This window comes from Pseudomonas sp. AP42 (genome assembly GCF_001728935.1).
Classification (GTDB): Bacteria; Pseudomonadota; Gammaproteobacteria; order Pseudomonadales; family Pseudomonadaceae; genus Aquipseudomonas; species Aquipseudomonas lactis.
Genome location: NZ_LYSO01000063.1, coordinates 1 through 21,360 on the forward strand (window position 1 = coordinate 1; position 21,360 = coordinate 21,360).

Genomic DNA, 21,360 nt, shown 5'->3' on the forward strand with positions numbered 1-21,360 from the left:
TTACCGTCAAGTGGGTGCGCCACGGTGTCAGCTACAACTCAGCAACCGTAACGCTTGCTCGCCTCAATCGCTAAACCACTGCCAATACTGCCGAAGATATTGCCTTCCACATGCCGCGCATTCGGCAGCATTGCCGAGATGCTGTGGCGCAGTGCCGGGATGCCGCTGGAGCCGCCGGTGAAGAACACGGTGTCCACCTGCGCCACGCTCACCGAGGCGTCGTTGAGCAACTGCGTGACGCTGCCGCGTACACGTTCCAGCAAGCTGTCGATGGACGACTCGAACAGTGCGCGGCTCAGGTCTACGCTCAGGCCCGCTTCGATGCGGTCCAGCGGCACGTGGCGGCTGTCTTCGTGGGTGAGCTGGATCTTGGTTTCTTCCACTTCCATGGCCAACCAGTGCCCGGCGCGCTGTTCGATCAGTTTGAACAGGCGGTCGATGCCGCCGGTGTCTTCGATGTCGTAGCGCATGCTGCCCAGGGCCAGCTGGGATTTTTGTGAGTACACCGAGTTGATGGTGTGCCAGGTGGCCAGGTTCATGTGGTGGCTGGTGGGCATGTAGGCGCCGCTTTTCATGCGGCTGCCGTAGCCGAACAGCGGCATCATGCCTTGTAGGCTGAGCTGTTTGTCGAAGTCGGTACCACCGATGTGTACGCCGCCGGTGGCGAGGATGTCGCTCTGGCGGTTGTCGTTGTGACGACGCTCCGGCGACAGGCGCACCAAGGAGAAGTCGGAGGTACCACCGCCGATGTCGACGATCAGCACCAGCTCTTCTTTGGTGATGGTGGACTCGTAGTCGAAGGCAGCAGCAATCGGTTCGTACTGAAAGGAGATGTCCTTGAAGCCGATCTTGCGCGCCACGTCCACCAGGGTGTTTTCTGCTTCCTGGTCGGCCATCGGGTCGTCATCGACGAAGAACACCGGGCGGCCCAGCACCACTTCTTCGAACTCACGGCCGGCGTTGGCTTCGGCGCGGCTCTTGAGTTGGCCGATAAACAGTGCCAGCAGGTCGGTGAAGGGCATGGCAGTGCCGAGCACGCTGGTGTCGTGCTTGATCAGCTTGGAACCCAGCAGGCTCTTGAGCGAGCGCATCAGGCGGCCTTCGTAGTTCTCCAGGTATTCGTGCAGCGCCAGGCGACCGTAGACCGGGCGGCGCTCCTCGAAGTTGAAGAACACCACTGACGGCAGGGTGATCTTGTCGTCCTCCAGCGCGATCAGCGTCTCCTCGCCGGGGCGGATCCAGCCGACGGTGGAGTTGGACGTGCCGAAGTCGATGCCGCAGGCACGGGCTGGGGATGCGTTTTTCATGTCTCACAGGTTCCGGGCAAAAAACGGCCGCGCAGTGTATGCCACTGGCGCGCGGATGCGTAGACCGGTGATCCGTAAATCCACCGGCATTCGCGCTACATAGCTACGTCTTGAGGCTGCCGGGGTTTGGCTAGGCTGCGGTTTTACCGCTCACGGATGAACCGCTATGCCTGATGCAACCTTTACCGCCGACCTGCGCGGCGTGCACTACGACTTCCTCAAACAACGCGTGCCAAGCTGGTTCCTGAACGGCACGACCCAGCGCCAGGAAGAGCTGGACCAGCACGAGATGGACATTCCTTCCTGGTACCTGGCCGCGACTCACCAAGACAAAACCACCCTGGCCGAGCAGCACACACGTTTTCGCGAAACCCTCAATTCAATCGAAGAGCATCTTGGCCAGATCGACGACATCCTGGCGTTTGCCGAGCAGCCGCTCAAGGACGCGATCAAAAAGCAGTTCAACCTGGAGTTGGATGTACGCAATGTGTTCCTCGTGCGCAAATATGCCTACAAAGGTGCTCGCGACGATTTCTACGGGGCCTTTGTTTTTGAACAGCAAAACGACCCCAGCCTGACCTACACCTACCGTGGCACATCCCTGCTGGAAGCCGCTCTGGCCAATTTCGAGGCCGATGAAGAACAGCCTTCGCCGTGCACCGATTGCCAACTCATTACCCGCTGGAATCCCGAGAACCCCCACATCATTGCGACATTCGCCGCCGTCAGCGCCCACGCGGTGGCGATCAAACCCCATGAGTTTGCCAAGCTGTGCCGCACCCTGGACCTCGGCGCGCAATACCAGAAGCACATCAAGGCGGTTGTCGAACCCGACGCCGCCCAAGAGCGCGAGGCGCTGGAGCAGTTGCTTGAGGAGCATCAACGCCAGCAACTGGCGCTGAGCATCGAGATTGCCCGGTTGCAGTTAAACGGCGCGTTGAGTGCCGATGCCTACCAGATGCTCAAACAGGTGGTGGCCGGTTCCGGCACACCGAAGCTGGCGGGCAAGCCGGTCACCTACGCCGCCCTCAAGGTGTTGGACCGCGTGCTGGTAGGGCCGCTGCTGATCGGGCCAGACCGTGAACGTTCGGACCGTACCGAGCCGCTGGTGGTGTACATACCCGGCGACCCGCAACAGCCGGTCAAGGAGTATGCCTCCAGTGGCGAGTTCATGGTCGATCTGCGCATGCGCTTGCACAGCGCATCCTATCGACGCTTTTTTAGCCGCTTTATACCGGTGCACGAGCAAGGCAGTTTTTTCGCCCGTTTCAGCCGGTTGTACCAGCCAGCCGATAACGGCAACGGTGGGGCCGATTATCCGCTGCGTACCTCGTTGGTGCGTTTGCCCATGGACGGCTTCCTGCTCAGTGGTGACCTTTGGCAGCGCAGTCGGCAGGCACATATCCGCAAGATTTTGAGTGATGCGCGGGCGGTGGCCGTACCCACCGAGGACGAGGACCGCAAGGCGCGGCTGGAGCGTCTGGAAGGGTTTTTCGACGCCGCTGTCAGCGTGTTCAACCTGGCGGCCTTCGTGGTGCCAGGGTTGGGGCCGATCATGCTGGCCGTGGGCGCGTCGCAGATGTGCTACGAGGTCTTTGAAGGGATAGAGGCTTATGGGCAAGGCGAGCCGCGGCAAATGTGGGCGCATTTTGCCTCGGTGGCGTTGAACGTGGCGTTTATTGCCACCGGCGCCAAGGTACTGCCTGCCGTCAAATGGCAGAGCGCGGTGGAGCATCTCAAGCCTGTGACGATGCCGTCCGGCAAGCAGGTGTTGTGGAACCCTGACCTCGCGCCCTACGAAGCCCCCGTCAAACCGGCGCCCGAAGCCAAGGCCAACGCGCTGGGCCTGTACGACCACGACGGGCAGCAACTGGTGGCATTCGAGGACGCCCATTATCAGGTCAAGCAAGACCCCCTCACTGGCGATTACCGCATCCAGCACCCGACCCGCTCCGGCGCTTATACCCCAGAGCTGGAACACAACCACAACGGGGTATGGAGCCATGAGCTGGAAGAACCGCTGACCTGGGATGAACCGACCTTGCTCAAGCGCCTGGGGCTTGTCGACCAGGCGGACCCGCTGCGCATCAGCGGTGTCGACACCGACGTGTTGCGCCAGGCCGCGGTCCATCACGAGCCATTGCCGTGGTTGCTGGAAGACACGCTCAAACGCTTCGAACTGCACCAGCAGCTCACCACCTTTGCCGAGCGCATCAGAAGCAGTGACCCCTTGGTGTACTCGAAAGCCGAACCCAAGCTGCAATTTGACCTGCTTCAACGCCGTGGCCTGTTGCCCGACGACATGGCGCTCAAGGTTATCGGCCCTCAGGGGGAGGTGCTCTGGGAGACTGCCGATGCACCGGCGTCAGTCCGCAAGCGTGTGATGGTGGTGACCGAAAGCGCCATGGCCCGGGGCGGTTTGCTGCGCGAGTTGTTGTATACGTTGCAGGGTGTCGACCCGCTGCTCAAGGAGTTTCCCGGCAGCCCCGAGGAGTCGCTGGAGGTGCGCGCCGGCAAGCTGCGCCACTATCTCGGCGATGCCGTTGACAGCCTCAAGGGGCCGTTGCTGGAACAACGCTACCAAGCGCTGAACCCTGCGCCCGATGCCGATGTGCAACGTCTGCTGGATACCTACCCGGCCTTGCCCACACCGGTCGCCGAGCGTGTGTTGCAAGGGGCGACGACGGATCAGTTGCAGGCCTTTCGCAGCACCCGCCGCTTGCCTGAGCCCCTGGCCACGCAAGCCCGATGGTGTGCCCAGGAAACCCGGGTGGCCCGTGCCTACGAAGGGTTGCACCTGGACACCCAGACGCACCTCGATAGCCAGCGCCTGGCCTTGCGTACCCTGGAAACCCTGCCGGGCTGGCACCGGGGTTCGCGCATCGAGCTGCGTCAGTATTCGGCTGAAGGCACGGTGCTGGATGCCATCGGCTCGCCTGACTTTCCGCACAAACGCACATTGGTGCTGCTGGAAAGCGGCGACTTCCAAGCCTCCATGCCCGGTGATTTCTACAGCGCTATCTGGGAACAATTGGCGCTCGATGAGCGCCAGCGTCTTGGCTTGAGCAGTGCCGTTGAGCTCAAGCAGGCGATTCAACGCAGCCCGTTACCGCGAGAGCCGTTGCGCACGGTGCTGGAGGAGAACCCACTGCGCAAACCTGACTACGACCCGATGGCCAGGCTACTGGGCGGCGCCCCAGGGGTGCGCCAGTTGTTAAGGACGGCGGGGAATGTGCTTCGCTCCCCGGCGGAGCGGGTACGGCGGTTGTTTCCAACCTTCAGCGACGAGCAGGTCACAGCGTTCATTGAGTCGCTGGGTGAAGACGTGCGGGGCGAGTTGAGCCGCCGTGAGTTGGAGTATCGCGCCCTGAAAAAAACCTTGAAGGTCTGGGCGCAAGCTAAGGGGCCGCGGGCCTTGGCCCCTTACAGCGAGGAGTGGCGTGTGAGCGAAGAGATCAAACGCTGCTGGCGCCGTGAGACCGGGAGCCAACTGCACATTCGCCTGCCCAGGGACAACCTCTATGGGGTGGATTTGCCCGCCATAAAAGGAGGCTTCGACCATGTCCAGGAATTGGTGTTGTCGAATGTCAAATGGGGTGGGCATTCCAGTGCGTTGTTCCTCGAAAACTTTAACGAGCTGAACAGCTTGAGCATCACTGGGGCCGAAATGACCGAGCTGCCTGCGGTAATTGGCGACATGAAGCAGCTCACTGCGTTGAAGCTGCACGACAATGGCTTGCAGTTGACTGAACATAGCGCGGGCTTGGTGAGTAATCTCAATGCGCTGCAAGTGCTCGACCTGTCGAGTAATCCGCTGGGCGTAACGCCAGACTTCAGTGGCATGCCCCATTTAAGAGAGCTGAATCTGTATAGGACGCGCATCGAGCGGTGGCCCTCGGGGTTGAGAGAGCAAGCCGGGCTGGAGCGCCTCGACCTGCGTCAAAACCGTCTGCAACAGGTACCGCAGGACAACCTGGTGCCGCCCGCGGATCAATTGGAAAAAGTGGCACGGATCAACAATGTCACCTTGCTCGAGAATAATCGCTTCCCCCCCGATTATTGGAAAACCTTCGATAAGTACTGGCAGGACCTGGCCCAGTCGCGACCCGACCTGTTGCAAGGGGCACTGGAGGGCGCTTTCGACAGTAAAAATCCGCGCATCGAGAAGGTGCAGTACATGTACCCCGAGTACTCCGTGCAGAAGGCCAGGGCGCTTATCTGGTCCTGGGGTGAAGGGGCCGAGGCGCAGCTCAACCGCCTCTGGCAAGAGCATTCTGTGCTGCTGCGGCAGTTGAACGGGTGGCTGTTCTCAGGCGGTGGTGAGCGCCAGCGCTATGTGCGTGTTGGCGAGCGTGCCAATGACGCAGGGTCTTTGCGTGACCGCCACCAGGCCTGGGACCGCATCTTGCGCTGCTGGAGGCAAGAAACACCGCAACAGCTCACCAATGATGGCGAACCTTTCGGCCTGGAGTTGAACCTCAGTGATCTGAACCTGCCGAGCCTGCCTGACCTGGACGCGGATTTCAGCCATGTGGGTTCGCTCAAACTGAGCAATATGAACCTTCGAACCTCGCCGGAAGGGTTCCTCGCGCGTTTTCGCGGGGTGCGCTGGCTCGATGTGTCCAAGAACCAGTTGCGTGAGTTACCGCCGGCGGTCGGGCAGATGCATGGCTTGACCCGCTTGTCCCTGCAAAACAACCGGATCCGCCTGACTGCCGATTCGGCGGCGATACTCTCGTCACGCACCACGCTCAAGGCTCTGGTACTCAATTCAAACCCCCTGAGTAGGGCGCCGGACTTCAGCCAAATGACCAACCTGCACTCGTTGGGCATGGGGGCCACCGGCCTCGATACCTGGCCTACCGGCTTGGACGAGCTCCCCCTGTTGGACATGGTGTACCTGCGAGGCAACAATATTTCCACCTTGCCCGATGCGCTGATCGCCCCGTCGGACGAGCAACTGGAACAGACACTGCGGGTCACCCGGGTAACCGACCTGGGCCTTAACCCGCTGTCCGCCGATACGCGACAACGCATCAACGCCTACGGCGACCGGCTCACCGCCACCGAGCGAGCAGCCAATCGATTGGTCGCCAGTGTGACGAGTGCGGTGGATGGCCCGGTGGTGTCGCATGACGCGGATGCTCCGTTTCGGCGCTGGTCCACGGGCTTTTCCACTGAGCAGTTGGCGCAGCGCCGGCTCCAGTGGTCCACCCTGCGTGCGTTACCGGGTTCGGACGGCTTCTTTGAAGTGCTCCGGGACCTGGAAATAGCGCCTGCCGGGCGTGAAGACTTGCAGCGCCGCATCTGGGAGGTGATCGATGGCATCACGCAAAACAGCAATGAGTCCGAGCAGTTGCGCAAGGAGATGTTCGAGTGGGCGGGGCGGGCGGCCTGCTGTGACCGGGCGGCGTTGACCTTCAGCAACCTGGAGATCTTGCTGATGACCTACAACGCCAAGGCACTCGCTTTGGACTCGACCCAGGGTGCGGCCCTGCTGGAGCTGTCCAAGGGGCTGTTCCGTCTCGATGAGCTGGAAAAGATCGCCCTGGAGGATATCGACCAGCGCAGGGCCGCGATCAACGCGCGTGAGGGCTTGACCCCTGCCCAACGAGAGAGCGCCTTGAGGGCCGTGGAAGAGGTGGAGGTGCGCATGGCGTATCGCCATGGGCTCAAGGATCGCCTTGAATTGCCCGGCCAACCGCAGCAGGCCCGGTTTGCTCATTTCGGCAATGTGACCCAGGCCATGCTTGATGCGGCCTACCAGCGGGTGCTCAGCCTGGATAACTCCGCCCAGGAGTTGCAAGCCATGCTCGCCAGAGACTTCTGGAAAGACTATGTGGCGAATAAATACCGGGCGCAGTTTGAAGCACAGAACGTACCCCATCACGAACAAATGGAAGCCTTGCAGCGCGACTTCGAGGCCGGGACGCTGCCCCGTGCAACCTACGACACCAAGGTCAAGGCATTGCAGGCGCAGTTCGAGATTGAAGAAGCACAATTGATCGAACGCTTGAGCCGCGATGAAGTGGCGCAGGCGCTGGTGCCGACAGCGAGCCTTGAAGTGTTGGCGGATAGCGATGGCAACGGCTTGCAACTGTCCCAGGCGCAAGCCATCGACTTCAATGGCAAGCGCTACTTCGTGGCGAGCATGCCCGATGCGGGTGATGGCGAGCATTACGTGTTATGGGTACAAGCGGCGGATAACCCCTTGCGCCTGACCAGCAGCGCAATCGTGGCCAAGCCTGATGTCAAGGGCGTGTGGCGCCGCCGAGGCCTGGCGGGCGGTATGGCGCCGCCGGGGTCCGCCGATGAGTTTGTCGACGCTTCGGAATCCATGCCGGTCAAGCCCTATACAACGGCCGAACTCAGTTACATGCGCCGGGAAGTGCACTTTACGGCCAACCCTAATCCGGTCGGCAGTTACATCCGCGCCAACAACGGTAAGTACCCACTCAGGGATTACCAGGGCAGGCCGATCCGTATCCGAACCCTGGAGAGGCAAGTGACCTTGGATTCCGGCGCGCAATACACCTCTGCGCAGGTCAAACCCTACATCCAGTTCGAAGGCTATGAGCACGTCGGCGCACGCTATGAAGCGCAACTGCAACTGCGCACGTTCACCGCGCAGGATGTGAAAGTGCCTGGCGAAAAGGCGTTGATCGGCCAGTCCATGGTGGTGGCCAACCGGCGTATCGCCAAAGGGGAAATCGTCGGTGTCTACGGCGGTACCGTACTGCCGTCGGGGATCTTTGGCGAGGGCGGCCAGACCTACACCATGAAGGTGGGCAGCCAGAAGGTCGCCGAGGGTAACGTTCTGATGGAGGTGCCGATTCATTTATCGGGGGACAATATTCTGTCGCGAATAAACACTCACTTTGAATATGACGAAAACGGCAAGCCGCTGCGCCAGGCGCCAAGTGGCTATAACGTCGAGACAGTGGGGTTTGATGTTGAGGCCGACATGTGGCTGGGCGTGGGACCAGGGGCGCAGATAAAGCGCAAGCCGTTCATCCTCAACACCCTTTTCGCCACTGAAGACATCGCCGCGGGCACCGAGCTGCGATTGGACTACCAATACACCGAGGGGATGATAAAAAAGCTGTTCGCTTGATCCTACGCAGGTCGGTAACCCGTCCGTCGTCGTAAATAGCGTTATCGCATCTTGAAAGACCGCGTTTTGCCCCAATCTTGTGGGCATATCCAGGCGGTACACAGCCATTGCATTAAACCTGTGTGCCGCCGCTTAACTTATGACGCGCCCTGACATCAATTCCCAGGCTGCCAGCCATGGCGTGCCGTGTGGCGGGCTGCGCGATATCGATAACGGATGGTGATGCCCCCATGGATTTCAAAGACTATTACAAGATTCTCGGTGTCGAGCCGACGGCTGACGACAAGGAGATCAAGTCGGCTTATCGCAAGCTGGCGCGTAAATATCACCCGGACGTCAGCAAAGAAAAGGATGCCGAAGCCAAGTTCAAGGATGCGTCCGAGGCCTACGAAGCGCTGAAAAGTGCCGACAAGCGCGCCGAATACGATGAACTGCGCAAATACGGCCAGCATGGCCAGCCGTTCCAGGGCCCGCCGGGCTGGCAGAGCCGTGGCGGCTTTGGTGGCGGCCAGGACGCGGGCGACTTTTCGGACTTTTTCAGTTCGATCTTCGGCTCGCGCGGCGATGCCTTCGGTGGCGGCCAGCGCCGTCCTACCGGGCGCAAAGGCCAGGACGTGGAGATGCACCTCACGGTTTCCCTGGAGGAAACCCTGTCCACCGAGTCCAAGCAGATCAGCTTCCAGGTGCCGCAATACGATGCCTCCGGTCGGCATGTGAGCAATACCACCAAAAGCCTGAACGTGAAGATCCCGGCCGGTGTGGCCGATGGCGAGCGCATTCGCCTCAAGGCCCAGGGCGCACCGGGCATTGGTGGCGGGGCCAACGGTGATTTGTACCTGATCATTAAGTTTGCACCCCACCCCAAGTTCGAGGTAGACGGCGAAAACCTGATCATCAACCTGCCGCTGGCACCGTGGGAGTTGGCGCTGGGCACGGAAGTGGCCGTGCCGACCCTCACCGGCAAGATCAACCTCAAGGTGCCAGCCGGCAGCCAGAACGGCCAGCGCATGCGTGCCAAGGGCCATGGCTTGCTGAACAAGGCCGGGCAACGCGGCTACCTGTTCATTCAGCTGAAGGCGGTCATGCCTGCGGCGGGTAACGACGATGTGAAAGCGTTGTGGCAGGAGCTGGCGCAAAAAGCCGCTTTTAACCCACGCGAGCAGTTCTGAGGCCTACGCGAATACGCTGTACCTGTGGTGAGGGCGCAAGCTCCCTCACCACATGGGGCGAAGCTAGAACAGGAAATACCGCTGCGCCATCGGCAACACTTCAGCCGGTTCACACCACAGCAACACACCGTCGGCCTTGACCTGATACGTCTGCGGGTCCACCTCGATATCCGGCAAATAGTCGTTGTGGATCAGGTCCGTTTTCTGCACATCGCGGCAACCCTTGACCACTGCAATCTGCTTTTTCAAACCCAGCGCCTCGGGCAGGCCTGCGGCCTGTGCTGCCTGGCTGATAAACGTCAGGCTGGTGGCGTGCAGGGAGCTGCCGAAGCTGGCGAACATGGGGCGGTAATGCACCGGTTGCGGTGTGGGGATCGACGCGTTGGCGTCGCCCATCAGGCTCGAAGCAATGGCGCCGCCCTTGAGGATCAGCGTCGGCTTGATGCCGAAGAACGCCGGGCGCCACAGCACCAGGTCGGCCCATTTGCCGACTTCGATGGAGCCGACGATATGGCTGATGCCGTGGGTGATCGCCGGGTTGATGGTGTACTTGGCGATGTAGCGTTTGGCGCGGAAGTTATCGTTGCCCGCGCCGTCGCCCGGCAGGGGGCCACGTTGTTTTTTCATCTTGTCGGCGGTCTGCCAGGTGCGCGTGATCACCTCACCGACACGGCCCATGGCCTGGCTGTCGGAGCTGATCATCGAGAACGCACCGAGGTCGTGCAGGATGTCTTCGGCGGCGATGGTTTCGCGGCGGATGCGGCTTTCGGCGAAGGCCACGTCTTCGGCGATGCTCGGGTCCAGGTGGTGGCAGACCATCAGCATGTCCAGGTGTTCGTCGATGGTGTTGCGCGTGAACGGCCGCGTCGGGTTGGTGGAGCTGGGCAGCACATTGGGGAAACCGCAGGCCTTGATGATATCCGGCGCATGCCCACCACCGGCGCCTTCGGTGTGGTACGTGTGAATGGTGCGGCCCTTGAGCGCGGCGAGGGTGGTTTCGACAAAGCCCGACTCATTAAGAGTGTCGCTGTGGATTGCCACCTGCACGTCGTAGGCATCGGCGACGCTCAGGCAGTTATCGATGCTCGCCGGCGTTGTGCCCCAGTCTTCGTGCAGCTTCAAGCCGATAGCACCGGCCTTGACCTGCTCGATCAGCGGCTCGGGCAAACTGGCGTTGCCCTTGCCGGTAAAGCCAATGTTCATCGGGAACGAATCGCTGGCCTGCAGCATCCGCGCAAGGTGCCACGGGCCGGAGGTGCAGGTGGTGGCGTTGGTGCCGGTAGCCGGCCCGGTGCCGCCGCCAATCATGGTGGTGACGCCGCTGGTCAGCGCCTCTTCGATCTGTTGTGGGCAAATGAAATGCACATGGGAGTCGATGCCGCCGGCGGTGAGGATCATGCCTTCACCGGCAATCACTTCGGTGCTGGCGCCGATGGCCATGGTCACGCTGGGCTGGATGTCCGGGTTGCCGGCTTTGCCAATCGCGTGGATGCGGCCATTCTTCAAGCCGACGTCGGCCTTGACGATGCCCCAGTGGTCGATGATCAAGGCGTTGGTGATCAGCGTGTCGACCACTTCATGGGCGAGCAATTGGCTCTGGCCCTGGCCGTCGCGGATTACCTTGCCGCCGCCGAATTTGACCTCTTCGCCGTAGACGGTGAAGTCCTGTTCCACTTCGACGAACAGTTCGGTGTCGGCCAGGCGCACCTTGTCACCGACGGTGGGGCCGTACATGTCGGCGTAGGCTTGGCGGGTGATTTTCATGTGTGTGCCCTGAACAATAGGTGTGGAATGTGAAATCGCTATCGCAGGCAAGCCAGCTCCCACAGGGGATTGCATTCCAACTGTGGGAGCTGGCTTGCCTGCGATGAGGCCCTAAAGGTCGCCCATGACCCGCCCTGCAAACCCAAATACCCGCCGCCCACCCGCCAAATCCACCAATTCCACCTCCCGACGCTGCCCCGGCTCAAACCGCACCGCCGTGCCCGCCGGAATATTCAGGCGCATGCCACGGCTGGCCGCTCGGTCGAATTGCAGCGCGTCATTGGTCTCGAAAAAGTGGTAATGCGAGCCCACCTGGATCGGCCGGTCGCCGCTGTTGGCCACGCCGAGGGTGAGGGTGCGGCGGCCGACATTCAGTTCGATCTCGCCAGGCTGGATCTGATATTCACCAGGAATCATGCAGGTTGCCCCAGGGTCTTGAAGTAAATGGCGGTCGGGCTGTAGCGCCCGTCCGGGCTTTGGCAATAGTCGGGCAGCTCACCGAGCTTGGTGTAGCGCAGCGACTGGTAAAAGGCTTCGGCGCCGGAGCCGGCCTCGGTGTCCAGGTACAGCAGGCCACGCTTGTGCTGGCGCGCGGCGAGTTCCAGGGCATTCATCAATTGTTGGCCCAGGCCATGGCGACGGGCGCTGCTGTGCACCAGCAACTTTTGCACCTCGGCGCGGTTCAGGCCGTTGGCTTTCTGGCACAACGCCAATTGCACGCTGGCGATCACCTGCTCGTCGCGCACCACCACCCACAGCAGCAGGCTGCTGTCCTCGACGCCGGCTTGCACGCCGCTAAGGTAGTCCCGGGCCTGGGCCTCATCGAAGTCGGCCATGAAGCCCACCGAAGCGCCATGCTGCACCGCGTCCAGCAACAGCTCGATCAAGCCCCGCCGGTAATGAGCAAAACTTTCCGCATTGACTCGACGCAGTTGTGCAACGCTCATCGATGTCACTCCTTGGGCGGTTGTGCGCCCGGGTTCAAAGTCAGTTGCATAAAGGTCAGGTCAAGCCAGCGGCCAAACTTGATACCCACCTGGGGCATTTGCCCGGTGGTGATAAAACCCAGGCGTTCGTGCAGGCGGATTGAGGCCAGGTTGCCGCTTTCGATGGCCGCGACCATCACGTGTTTGCCACCGGTGCGAGCGCGCTCGATCAGCGCCGCCATCAGCCGTGGGCCGAGGCCTTTGCCGCGCTGGTCGTTGCGCACATACACCGAGTGCTCGACGCTGTAGCGAAAGCCTTCGAAGGGGCGCCAGTCGCCGAACGAGGCGTAACCGGTGACTTCGTTGTTTTCTACAGCTACCAGGATCGGATAGCCCTGGGCCTGGCGCGCACTGAACCAGGCTTGGCGGTTGGCCAGGTCCACCGGTTGCTCGTTCCAGATCGCGGTGGTGTTCAACACCGCGTCGTTGTAGATGGCGCGAATTGCCGGCAGGTCGTGTTCGGTTGCATCACGAATCATGGCTGCGCCTCACGCAATGGGCTGGTGGACGGTGACCAGCTTGGTGCCGTCGGGGAACGTGGCTTCCACCTGGATATCCGGGATCATTTCCGGGATGCCTTCCATCACTTGTTCGCGGCTGAGCAGGGTGGTGCCGTAGTGCATCAGGTCGGCCACGGTGCGGCCATCGCGGGCGCCTTCCATCAAGGCGGCGGAGATATAGGCGATGGTCTCCGGGTAGTTGAGCTTCACCCCGCGCGCCAGGCGCCGCTCGGCGACCAGGCCTGCGGTGAAGATCAGCAGTTTGTCTTTTTCCCGTGGGGTCAGGTCCATGGTTCAAGGTCCTTCAAACATCATTTATAAATACACTGCAGATCCCCTGTGGGAGCGGGCTTGCTCGCGAAAGCGGTAGGTCCGTTTCGAATGCGTCGACTGACACACCGCTTTCGCGAGCAAGCCCGCTCCCACATTTTGATCTTCATGTGCTCCAGATTCGTGGTGCGACTGCTTCTCGCCCCAGCACTGCCGGGCGTAGCAATTTCCATAGATCAATCAACCAACCCCTCGCCAACAAAGCTTCACTGGCCAAACAACGCGCCACCAGTAATCCAGGCAGTTGGGTCAGGTCACCGCGCACCGCGTGGGGCAGTGAGCGGCATTGTTCCAGTAATTGTGCCTCGACTTCACCGGTCACCAGCAACGTGGCAAACACCGGCTGCCCATCCAGCCCGATAGGCGAATCCAACAACCCATCGGCGCCCACAATGCGCTGGCGTTCGTGCCAGAGCAACTGGCCATTGCGGCGAATGTCCAGGTGCGATTGAAAGTGGCCCAGGTCGAACCGTTCGCCACTGGCCGGGCGGCCCAGGGCGACCACATCCCAGTAGAACAACCGCGCATCGCCCGACAGCTCGACTCGCGTGGTGAGTTCGGCCTGGGCGGCGCTGAACACGATGGTTTCCTGAGGTAGCCATTCCAGGGTCGCGCCGGCCTCCACGGTCAGTTCCAGTTGTTGAAACGCCGGGCCGCTGGCGCGGTACCACTTGGCGGCGCCAGGGCTGGTCAGTTGGGCCCAGGCTCCGGTGCCCACATGGGCGCTGATGTCCAGGCGATCGCCACCGGCAATCCCGCCGGGCGGGTGCACGATGATGTGCTGGCACACCTGGGGGCCTTCGGGGTACAGGTGTTTTTGCACCCGCAGCGGGCCAAGGTGACGGCGCAGCACCGGGCGCGTGGTGTCATTGACACGCGCGTAGCCGAGTTCCAGCTCGGCGTGCCAGCTGGGGGTGAACAGGGCAGGGGAAACGGGCAGGTTCATGAGCGTGTGCTTATCGTTAGGAGGCTACAGATTAGATGGTTACCAGCCCGCGCACACCGTCGCTTTCCATATTTTCACCACGGCCCTGCTGCACGATTTCGCCACGGGACATCACCAGGTACTGGTCTGCCAGCTCAGCGGCAAAGTCATAGAACTGCTCCACCAACAGGATCGCCATGTCGCCGCGCGCCGCGAGCTTTTTGATCACCGCGCCAATTTCCTTGATCACCGACGGCTGGATGCCTTCGGTGGGTTCATCGAGGATCAACAGGCGTGGGCGGCTGGCCAGGGCACGGCCAATTGCCAACTGTTGCTGCTGGCCGCCGGACAAGTCACCGCCACGTCGATGCTTCATTTGCAGCAACACCGGGAACAGTTCGTAGATGAAGGCCGGCACTTCCTTGGCTTCGGAGCCGGGGAAGCGCGACAGCCCCATCAGCAGGTTTTCTTCCACGGTCAGCCGCGCGAAAATCTCCCGGCCCTGAGGCACGTAGGCGATGCCGGCATGCACGCGCTGGTGCGGCTTGAAGCCGGTGATGGTCTTGCCTTCCCAGTTCACCGCGCCTTCCTTGGCGGGCAACAGGCCCATCAGGCACTTGAGCAGGGTGGTCTTGCCCACGCCGTTACGCCCGAGCAGGCAAGTGACTTCGCCGATCTTCACATCAAAAGACAGCCCACGCAGGATGTGGCTACCGCCGTAGTACTGGTGCAGCTTGTCGACTTGCAGCATTCTCAAAACCTCCTCAATCCCCCTGCGGGAACCGGATCAACTGTGGGAGCTGGCTTGCCTGCGATAGCGATGAGTCGTCTGCATCGCAGGCAAGCCAGCTCCCACATAAAGCCGTTCGTGTCAGCGTTAGCGGCCGAGGTAGACCTCGATCACCCGCTCGTTTTCCTGCACCTGTTCCAGCGACCCTTCGGCCAGCACGCTGCCCTGGTGCAATACGGTCACGTGGTCGGCAATCGAGCCGACAAACCCCATGTCGTGTTCCACCACCATCAACGAGTGCTTGCCGGCCAGGCGCTTGAACAGTTCGGCGGTGAACTCGGTCTCGGCGTCGGTCATGCCTGCCACCGGTTCATCGAGCAGCAACAGTTGCGGGTCTTGCATCAGCAGCATGCCGATTTCCAGGAACTGCTTCTGGCCGTGGGACAGCAAACCGGCGGGGCGATGCACGGAAGCGGTGAGGCGGATGGTGTCGAGCACTTCTTCGATGCGGTCCTTCTGCTCACCGTTGAGGCGCGCTCGCAGGCTGGCCCACACCGACTTGTCGGTCTTCTGCGCCAGCTCCAGGTTTTCGAACACGCTCAAGGCTTCGAACACCGTGGGTTTCTGGAATTTGCGCCCGATGCCGGCCTGGGCGATCTGCACTTCGCTCATGCGGGTCAGGTCCAGGGTTTCGCCAAACCAGGCCTTGCCGTGGCTGGGCCGGGTCTTGCCGGTGATCACGTCCATCAAGGTGGTCTTGCCCGCGCCGTTGGGGCCGATGATGCAGCGCAATTCGCCCACGCCGATGTACAGATTCAGGTCGTTGAGGGCCTTGAAACCGTCAAAGCTGACGCTGATATCTTCCAGGGTCAGAATGGTGCCGTGGCGGGTGTTGAGTCCCTTGCCCGCCACCTGGCCGATGCCAATCGCATCGCGGCCGCTGCCTGCGTCGAAAATAGGTTCAAGCATGACGTTCCTCATTTCTTCAGCAGGCCGATAACGCCCTTGGGCAGGTACAGGGTGACGATGATGAACAGCGCCCCCAGGAAGAACAGCCAGTACTCGGGGAAGGCCACGGTGAACCAGCTTTTCATGCCATTGACCACACCGGCGCCGAGCAGCGGCCCGATCAGCGTGCCACGCCCGCCCAGTGCCACCCACACGGCGGCTTCGATGGAGTTGGTCGGTGACATTTCGCTGGGGTTGATGATGCCCACCTGCGGCACATACAGCGCGCCGGCAAGGCCGCACAACACCGCGCTCAACACCCACACGAACAGCTTGAAACCGCGTGGGTCGTAGCCGCAGAACATCAGGCGGTTCTCGGCATCGCGCAGGGCGGTGAGCACACGCCCGAACTTGCTCTTCGCCAGGCGCCAGCCAATGTAGAGGCTGACCACCAGCAACAGCACCGTGGCGATAAACAACACCGCCCGCGTGCCCGGTTCAGTGATGCCAAAACCTAAGATGCTGCGGAAGTTGGTAAAGCCGTTGTTGCCGCCGAACCCGGTCTCGTTGCGAAAGAACAACAGCATCCCGGCGAACGTCAGAGCCTGGGTCATGATCGAGAAATACACGCCCTTGATCCGCGAGCGGAAGGCGAAGAAACCGAACACCAACGCCAGCACACCGGGGGCCAGTACCACCAGGCACAACGCCCAGAGGAAGTGGTCGGTGCCGGCCCAGTACCAAGGCAATTCGGTCCAGGACAAGAAGGTCATGAACGCCGGCAACTCATCGCCCGACGCCTGGCGCATCAAGTACATGCCCATGGCGTAGCCGCCCAGGGCGAAGAACAAACCGTGGCCCAGGGACAACATCCCGGCGTAACCCCAGACCAGGTCGAGCGCCAGGGCGACGATGGCGTAGCAGAGAATCTTGCCCACCAGGGTCAAGGTGTAGGCCGATACATGCAGAGGGTTGTCGGCAGACAATAACGAACACAAGGGCAACGCCAGCAGCAGGAGCAGGATGACCGCACCGACTGCAATCGTGACTTTAGGGCCGGCCTTTTGCGTGGCCGTAAGCATCAATGGCTGGTTCATCAGTCGATCACCCGTCCTTTCAGTGCGAAGAGTCCTTGCGGGCGTTTCTGGATAAACAGAATGATCAGCGCGAGGATCAGGATCTTGCCGAGCACGGCACCGATCTGGGGTTCGAGGATCTTGTTGGCGATCCCTAAGCCAAAGGCGGCCATGACACTGCCAGCCAACTGGCCGACGCCGCCGAGCACAACCACCAGGAACGAGTCGATGATGTAGCTCTGGCCCAAGTCCGGGCCGACGTTGCCGATCTGGCTCAGCGCCACGCCGCCCAAACCTGCGATACCGGAACCGAGGCCGAAGGCGAGCATGTCCACGCGCCCGGTGGGCACGCCGCAGCAGGCCGCCATGTTGCGGTTCTGGGTGACGGCGCGCACGTTCAGACCCAGGCGCGTCTTGTTCAGCAGCAGCCAGGTGAGCACCACCACGAACAGCGCGAAGGCAATGATGACGATGCGGTTGTACGGCAGCACCAGGTTGGGCAGCACCTGGATGCCGCCGGACAGCCAGGCCGGGTTCGACACTTCGACGTTCTGCGCGCCGAACACCAGGCGCACCAGCTGGATCAGCATCAGGCTGATGCCCCAGGTGGCGAGCAGGGTTTCCAGTGGGCGGCCATACAAGTGACGGATGACTGTGCGTTCCAGCGCCATGCCGATGGCCGCAGTGACAAAGAACGCCACCGGCAACGCGATCAATGGGTAGAACTCGATGGCCTGGGGCACATAGCGCTGCATCATCAACTGCACCACATAGGTGGAGTAGGCGCCGAGCATCAGCATCTCGCCGTGGGCCATGTTGATCACGCCGAGCAAGCCGAAGGTGATCGCCAAGCCCAGGGCCGCCAACAGCAGAATCGAGCCCAGGGACATACCGCTGAACGCCTGGCCGAGGATTTCACCCATCATCAGTTTGCGTTTGACTTGGGCCAGGCTGGTTTCAGCAGCGGTATGCACGGCCGCGTCGGCTTCCACGCCGGGTGCCAGCAGCGCTTCAAGGCGCGTGCGGGCCAGCGGGTCGCCCGTGCTGCCGAGCAAGCGCACGGCCGCCAGGCGCACCACCGGGTCGGGGTCGACCAGTTGCAGGTTGGCCAGGGCCAGGCTGAGGGCGCTGTGCACCTGCTCATCCGTCTCGGCGGCGACCTGCTGGTCGAGGAATTTCAGTTGTGCAGGCACCGCGCTTTTTTGCAGGGTGCGCGCTGCCTCCAGGCGCACCTTGGGGTCGGCGGCGAGCAGTTGCTGGCTGGCTTGCACGTTATTGATCAAGCCGCGCAGGCGGTTGTTCAGGCGCACGGTCTTGGTTTCGCCGTTGAGCGTGAGTTGGCCTTGCTCAAGGGCATCCACCAACTCGATACGCGTTGGGTCGGGTTGGGCGGCCCAGTCCTGCAGGAGTTTGGCTTGCTGTACCGGGTTGGCGGCAAGGAAGTCTTCGGCGTCGCTGGCGTGTGCGCCAAAGGGCAGCAACAGCAGCACGGCGAGGATGAGGCGGTGGAGGGCAGTGGGCATATAAAAATGTCCTGGTCATGCGGGGACAGTGTGGGAGCTGGTTGCCTGTAGGAGCTGGCTTGCCAGCTCCCACAGTGACCATGTCCCACATTCGAGCTGTGGGGGCTTTAGTTGCTCTTCACCGCGTAGTCCGGCTTTTTGTCATTGCCCGGGATGTAGGGGCTCCACGGCTGTGCACGAATCGGCGCTTCGGTCTGCCACACTACCGAAAACTGCCCGTCGGCCTGGATCTCACCGATCATCACCGGCTTGTGCAGGTGGTGGTTGGTCTTGTCCATGGTCAGGGTGAAGCCCGACGGCGCGGCGAAGGTCTGGCCGCCCAGGGCTTCACGCACTTTGTCGACGTCGGTGGACTTGGCTTTTTCCGCCGCCTGCGCCCACATATGGATGCCCACATAGGTGGCTTCCATCGGGTCGTTGGTCACGGCTTTGTCGGCGCCCGGCAGGTTGTGTTTCTTGGCGTAGGCTTTCCAGTCGGCCACGAACTTCTGGTTTACCGGGTTCTCCACCGACTGGAAGTAGTTCCAGGCCGCGAGGTTGCCCACCAACGGCTTGGTGTCGATGCCACGCAGTTCTTCTTCACCCACCGAGAACGCCACCACCGGTACCTCGGTGGCTTTCAAGCCTTGGTTGGCCAGCTCTTTGTAGAACGGCACGTTGGAGTCGCCATTGACGGTGGAGACCACAGCCGTCTTGCCACCGGCGGAGAACTTCTTGATGTTGGCAACGATGGTCTGGTAATCGGCGTGGCCGAACGGGGTGTACACCTCTTCGATGTCTTTATCCGCCACGCCTTTGGAATGCAGGAATGAGCGCAGGATCTTGTTGGTGGTGCGCGGGTACACGTAGTCGGTGCCGAGCAGGAAGAAACGCTTGGCGCTGCCGCCTTCTTCGCTCATCAGGTATTCCACCGCCGGGATCGCCTGCTGGTTCGGCGCCGCACCGGTATAGAACACGTTGGGCGACATCTCTTCGCCTTCGTACTGCACCGGGTAGAACAGCAAGCCGTTGAGTTCTTCAAACACCGGCAACACCGATTTACGCGACACCGAGGTCCAGCAGCCGAACACCACGGCGACCTTGTCCTGGGTCAGCAGTTGCCGGCTTTTCTCGGCGAACAGCGGCCAGTTGGACGCCGGGTCTACCACCACCGGTTCGAGCATCTTGCCGTTCACCCCGCCTTTGGCGTTGATCTCGTCGATGGTCATCAGCGCCATGTCTTTAAGCGAGGTTTCGGAGATCGCCATGGTCCCGGACAACGAGTGCAGGATGCCGACCTTGATGGTCTCGGCGGCCTGGACGGTCCAGGTCAAACCCATGGCGGCAATGGATGCCGACAAAGTGAAAGCCTTGATCAAGCTGCGACGCTTCATGGTGCGATCTCCGTGTACCGATAATTGTTGTGGGGCAGATACACAGGGCTTTGCAAGGGCTGTGCCTGCTACGCCAGACACGGGTTTACCGGCGGGTTCAGGAGGTAAAGCTGCTCCGTGGCGCACCAGGTTGGCGCCACGCAGGCCGTTGAGTGCACGGCAGGCTTCAAAAGAGGGCGTTGCGCGACAATGCTTCAGGCGGTTGCGCTAATGCGTGACAGCAGCAAGCGATCCAGCGCCCATACCAGGACCAACGAAGCCCCTACCAACGGGAAAATGATCGCAAGCCCGAGCATGATCGCCATCGCGGTTTTCCACTTCGGCAAGTCATGACGCAGCGGCGGCACGCCCAGCCCACCTTGTGGCCGACGCTTCCACCAGATCACCACGCCACTGACCGCACTGAGCAGGATCATCAGGCAGATCACCAGCACGATCAGTTGGTTGACCCAGCCGAACATTTTGCCCTCGTGCAGCATCACGCCGGTCTCGGTGGCGCGTGCGACCAGGTTGTAATGATCCCAACGCACATCGGCCAGGACCTTGCCGGTGTACTGGTCCACATGCAGGGTGGCGTCGTTGCGCGGGTCGTCGGCGAACACCGCGACGGTGAACACACCGGTGGCGGTGGTGGGGAAGGTGATGCTGTAGCCGGGCTCGACCTTGCGCGCGTTGGCCAGGTCGACCACCTGTTGCAGGCGCACCGTGGGTGCGGCCGGGCCTGCGTGCATCGCGCCGTGATTCATATGCTCGGCGTGGTCGCCGGACATCGGCATCGGCGTGTTTTCCAGAGCCCAGGGCACGGTTTGCTGGGTGGCCGTGTTGAGTACACGGGCCTGCTGGTCGGACTGCGGCACGTTGTTCCACATCGCTGTCGGGAAGGTGTTCCACAGGTCGGCGTATTGCTTGCCCCAGAAGCCGGTCCAGGTCATGCCGCTGAGCAGCATCACCAGCAGGAACGCCGCGCCCCAGAACCCGGCGACAGCGTGCAGGTCGCGCCAGAACAAGCGGCCACGGCTACCGAAGCGCGGCCACAACACCCCGGCCGAAGACTTGCCCCGCGGCCACCACAGGTACAGGCCGGACACCACCAGCATCACGCCCCAGCCAGCGGCGAGTTCGATCAGGCGATCACCGACGGTGCCGATCATCAGTTCGCCGTGCAGGGCGCGGACGATGGCTTGTAGGTTGTTGTTTGCGTCTTGCTCACCGAGGACGGTGCCGCGATAGGGGTCGATGAACACTGTCACTTCGTGGGCGTCGTTGCGCATCACGAACTGCGCGCTGCGAGTGGCGTCGGCAGGGGGCAGGTATTTACTGATCGCGGCGTGAGGGTAGGCGGCCTGGGCGCGCTGCAGTTGCTCGTCGGCGCTCAGCGCGTGTTCGGCGGCGGGCACGGTAAGCAGGTGGCCGTACATCAGCGGGTCGAGCTGAGGTTTGAACAGGTAGATGATGCCGGTGAGGGCCAGCAGCACCATGAAGGGGGCGACGAAGAGGCCGGCGTAGAAATGCCAGCGCCAGGCCAGGTTGTAGAAGGAAATTTTTTGTGTGGTCATCGGGTGCTCCGCATAAGGCTTTTGATTTTTCTTGGTCTGTTACACCGTCATCGCAGGCA

At 61.7% G+C, this 21,360-nt stretch carries 15 protein-coding genes; 2 read left to right on the plus strand and 13 right to left on the minus strand.

What is annotated here, in order from left to right:
- Nucleotides 1–38: 38 nt before the first annotated feature.
- Complete coding sequence (locus tag A7K61_RS19810) at nt 39–1,307, minus strand: Hsp70 family protein (protein WP_069558182.1); 1,269 nt, start codon at nt 1,305–1,307, stop codon at nt 39–41.
- Nucleotides 1,308–1,473: 166 nt separating this feature from the next.
- Between A7K61_RS19810 and A7K61_RS19815 the strand changes: the two genes are divergently transcribed.
- Nucleotides 1,474–8,421 (plus strand): NEL-type E3 ubiquitin ligase domain-containing protein, encoded by a 6,948-nt coding sequence (locus A7K61_RS19815; RefSeq protein ID WP_069558183.1) that lies wholly within the window; start codon nt 1,474–1,476, stop codon nt 8,419–8,421.
- A gap of 230 nt (nt 8,422–8,651) precedes the next feature.
- Nucleotides 8,652–9,590, plus strand: a complete 939-nt coding sequence (locus tag A7K61_RS19820; RefSeq protein ID WP_047712458.1) for a DnaJ C-terminal domain-containing protein — start codon at nt 8,652–8,654, stop codon at nt 9,588–9,590.
- 63 nt (nt 9,591–9,653) lie between these two features.
- On the opposite strand, the gene ureC is transcribed toward A7K61_RS19820, so the two are convergent.
- From ureC to A7K61_RS19880, 12 genes are all read right to left on the minus strand, one after another.
- Complete coding sequence (gene ureC / locus A7K61_RS19825) at nt 9,654–11,354, minus strand: urease subunit alpha (RefSeq protein WP_069558184.1); 1,701 nt, start codon at nt 11,352–11,354, stop codon at nt 9,654–9,656.
- A gap of 111 nt (nt 11,355–11,465) precedes the next feature.
- Entirely contained in the window at nt 11,466–11,771 is a 306-nt protein-coding gene (locus A7K61_RS19830; protein ID WP_047712459.1) for an urease subunit beta, read from the minus strand.
- A complete protein-coding gene (locus A7K61_RS19835) occupies nt 11,768–12,301 on the minus strand; it encodes a GNAT family N-acetyltransferase (protein ID WP_069558185.1) in 534 nt (177 codons plus the stop codon). Before A7K61_RS19835 ends, A7K61_RS19830 begins: the two co-directional genes overlap by 4 nt.
- Nucleotides 12,302–12,306: 5 nt before the next feature.
- The gene (locus A7K61_RS19840) at nt 12,307–12,819 is read right to left on the minus strand and encodes a GNAT family N-acetyltransferase (protein WP_069558186.1); all 513 of its coding nucleotides are present in this window, start codon (nt 12,817–12,819) and stop codon (nt 12,307–12,309) included.
- A gap of 9 nt (nt 12,820–12,828) precedes the next feature.
- The gene (gene ureA / locus A7K61_RS19845) at nt 12,829–13,131 is read right to left on the minus strand and encodes an urease subunit gamma (RefSeq protein ID WP_003171437.1); all 303 of its coding nucleotides are present in this window, start codon (nt 13,129–13,131) and stop codon (nt 12,829–12,831) included.
- 145 nt (nt 13,132–13,276) lie between these two features.
- The gene (locus tag A7K61_RS19850; RefSeq protein WP_069558187.1) at nt 13,277–14,116 is read right to left on the minus strand and encodes an urease accessory protein UreD; all 840 of its coding nucleotides are present in this window, start codon (nt 14,114–14,116) and stop codon (nt 13,277–13,279) included.
- A 31-nt stretch (nt 14,117–14,147) separates the two neighbouring features.
- Complete coding sequence (gene urtE / locus A7K61_RS19855; protein ID WP_044271064.1) at nt 14,148–14,846, minus strand: urea ABC transporter ATP-binding subunit UrtE; 699 nt, start codon at nt 14,844–14,846, stop codon at nt 14,148–14,150.
- A gap of 126 nt (nt 14,847–14,972) precedes the next feature.
- Nucleotides 14,973–15,806, minus strand: a complete 834-nt coding sequence (gene urtD / locus A7K61_RS19860; RefSeq protein ID WP_014716710.1) for an urea ABC transporter ATP-binding protein UrtD — start codon at nt 15,804–15,806, stop codon at nt 14,973–14,975.
- Nucleotides 15,803–16,870, minus strand: a complete 1,068-nt coding sequence (gene urtC / locus A7K61_RS19865; RefSeq protein ID WP_069558188.1) for an urea ABC transporter permease subunit UrtC — start codon at nt 16,868–16,870, stop codon at nt 15,803–15,805. The genes urtD and urtC overlap by 4 nt, the downstream gene beginning before the upstream one ends.
- Nucleotides 16,870–18,372 carry an urea ABC transporter permease subunit UrtB gene (gene urtB, locus A7K61_RS19870; RefSeq protein ID WP_032893781.1) on the minus strand — a complete coding sequence of 501 codons (1,503 nt, stop codon included), beginning with the start codon at nt 18,370–18,372 and terminating at the stop codon, nt 16,870–16,872. Before urtB ends, urtC begins: the two co-directional genes overlap by 1 nt.
- A 107-nt stretch (nt 18,373–18,479) precedes the next feature.
- Complete coding sequence (urtA, locus tag A7K61_RS19875; RefSeq protein WP_069558189.1) at nt 18,480–19,745, minus strand: urea ABC transporter substrate-binding protein; 1,266 nt, start codon at nt 19,743–19,745, stop codon at nt 18,480–18,482.
- A 194-nt stretch (nt 19,746–19,939) separates the two neighbouring features.
- Nucleotides 19,940–21,301, minus strand: a complete 1,362-nt coding sequence (locus tag A7K61_RS19880) for a PepSY domain-containing protein (RefSeq protein WP_044271069.1) — start codon at nt 21,299–21,301, stop codon at nt 19,940–19,942.
- Nucleotides 21,302–21,360: the final 59 nt, after the last annotated feature.

What these genes read in the sequence shown, in the direction of transcription:
- A7K61_RS19880 (WP_044271069.1), bottom strand. Translation starts at nt 21,301, where the DNA reads ATGACCACACAAAAAATTTCCTTCTACAACCTGGCCTGGCGCTGGCAT.
- A7K61_RS19840 (WP_069558186.1), bottom strand. Translation starts at nt 12,819, where the DNA reads ATGATTCGTGATGCAACCGAACACGACCTGCCGGCAATTCGCGCCATC.
- A7K61_RS19830 (WP_047712459.1), bottom strand. Translation starts at nt 11,771, where the DNA reads ATGATTCCTGGTGAATATCAGATCCAGCCTGGCGAGATCGAACTGAAT.
- urtA (WP_069558189.1), bottom strand. Translation starts at nt 19,745, where the DNA reads ATGAAGCGTCGCAGCTTGATCAAGGCTTTCACTTTGTCGGCATCCATT.
- A7K61_RS19815 (WP_069558183.1), top strand. Translation starts at nt 1,474, where the DNA reads ATGCCTGATGCAACCTTTACCGCCGACCTGCGCGGCGTGCACTACGAC.
- urtB (WP_032893781.1), bottom strand. Translation starts at nt 18,372, where the DNA reads ATGCCCACTGCCCTCCACCGCCTCATCCTCGCCGTGCTGCTGTTGCTG.
- A7K61_RS19850 (WP_069558187.1), bottom strand. Translation starts at nt 14,116, where the DNA reads ATGAACCTGCCCGTTTCCCCTGCCCTGTTCACCCCCAGCTGGCACGCC.
- A7K61_RS19810 (WP_069558182.1), bottom strand. Translation starts at nt 1,307, where the DNA reads ATGAAAAACGCATCCCCAGCCCGTGCCTGCGGCATCGACTTCGGCACG.
- A7K61_RS19835 (WP_069558185.1), bottom strand. Translation starts at nt 12,301, where the DNA reads ATGAGCGTTGCACAACTGCGTCGAGTCAATGCGGAAAGTTTTGCTCAT.
- ureC (WP_069558184.1), bottom strand. Translation starts at nt 11,354, where the DNA reads ATGAAAATCACCCGCCAAGCCTACGCCGACATGTACGGCCCCACCGTC.
- A7K61_RS19820 (WP_047712458.1), top strand. Translation starts at nt 8,652, where the DNA reads ATGGATTTCAAAGACTATTACAAGATTCTCGGTGTCGAGCCGACGGCT.
- urtC (WP_069558188.1), bottom strand. Translation starts at nt 16,870, where the DNA reads ATGAACCAGCCATTGATGCTTACGGCCACGCAAAAGGCCGGCCCTAAA.
- urtD (WP_014716710.1), bottom strand. Translation starts at nt 15,806, where the DNA reads ATGAGGAACGTCATGCTTGAACCTATTTTCGACGCAGGCAGCGGCCGC.
- urtE (WP_044271064.1), bottom strand. Translation starts at nt 14,846, where the DNA reads ATGCTGCAAGTCGACAAGCTGCACCAGTACTACGGCGGTAGCCACATC.
- ureA (WP_003171437.1), bottom strand. Translation starts at nt 13,131, where the DNA reads ATGGACCTGACCCCACGGGAAAAAGACAAACTGCTGATCTTCACCGCA.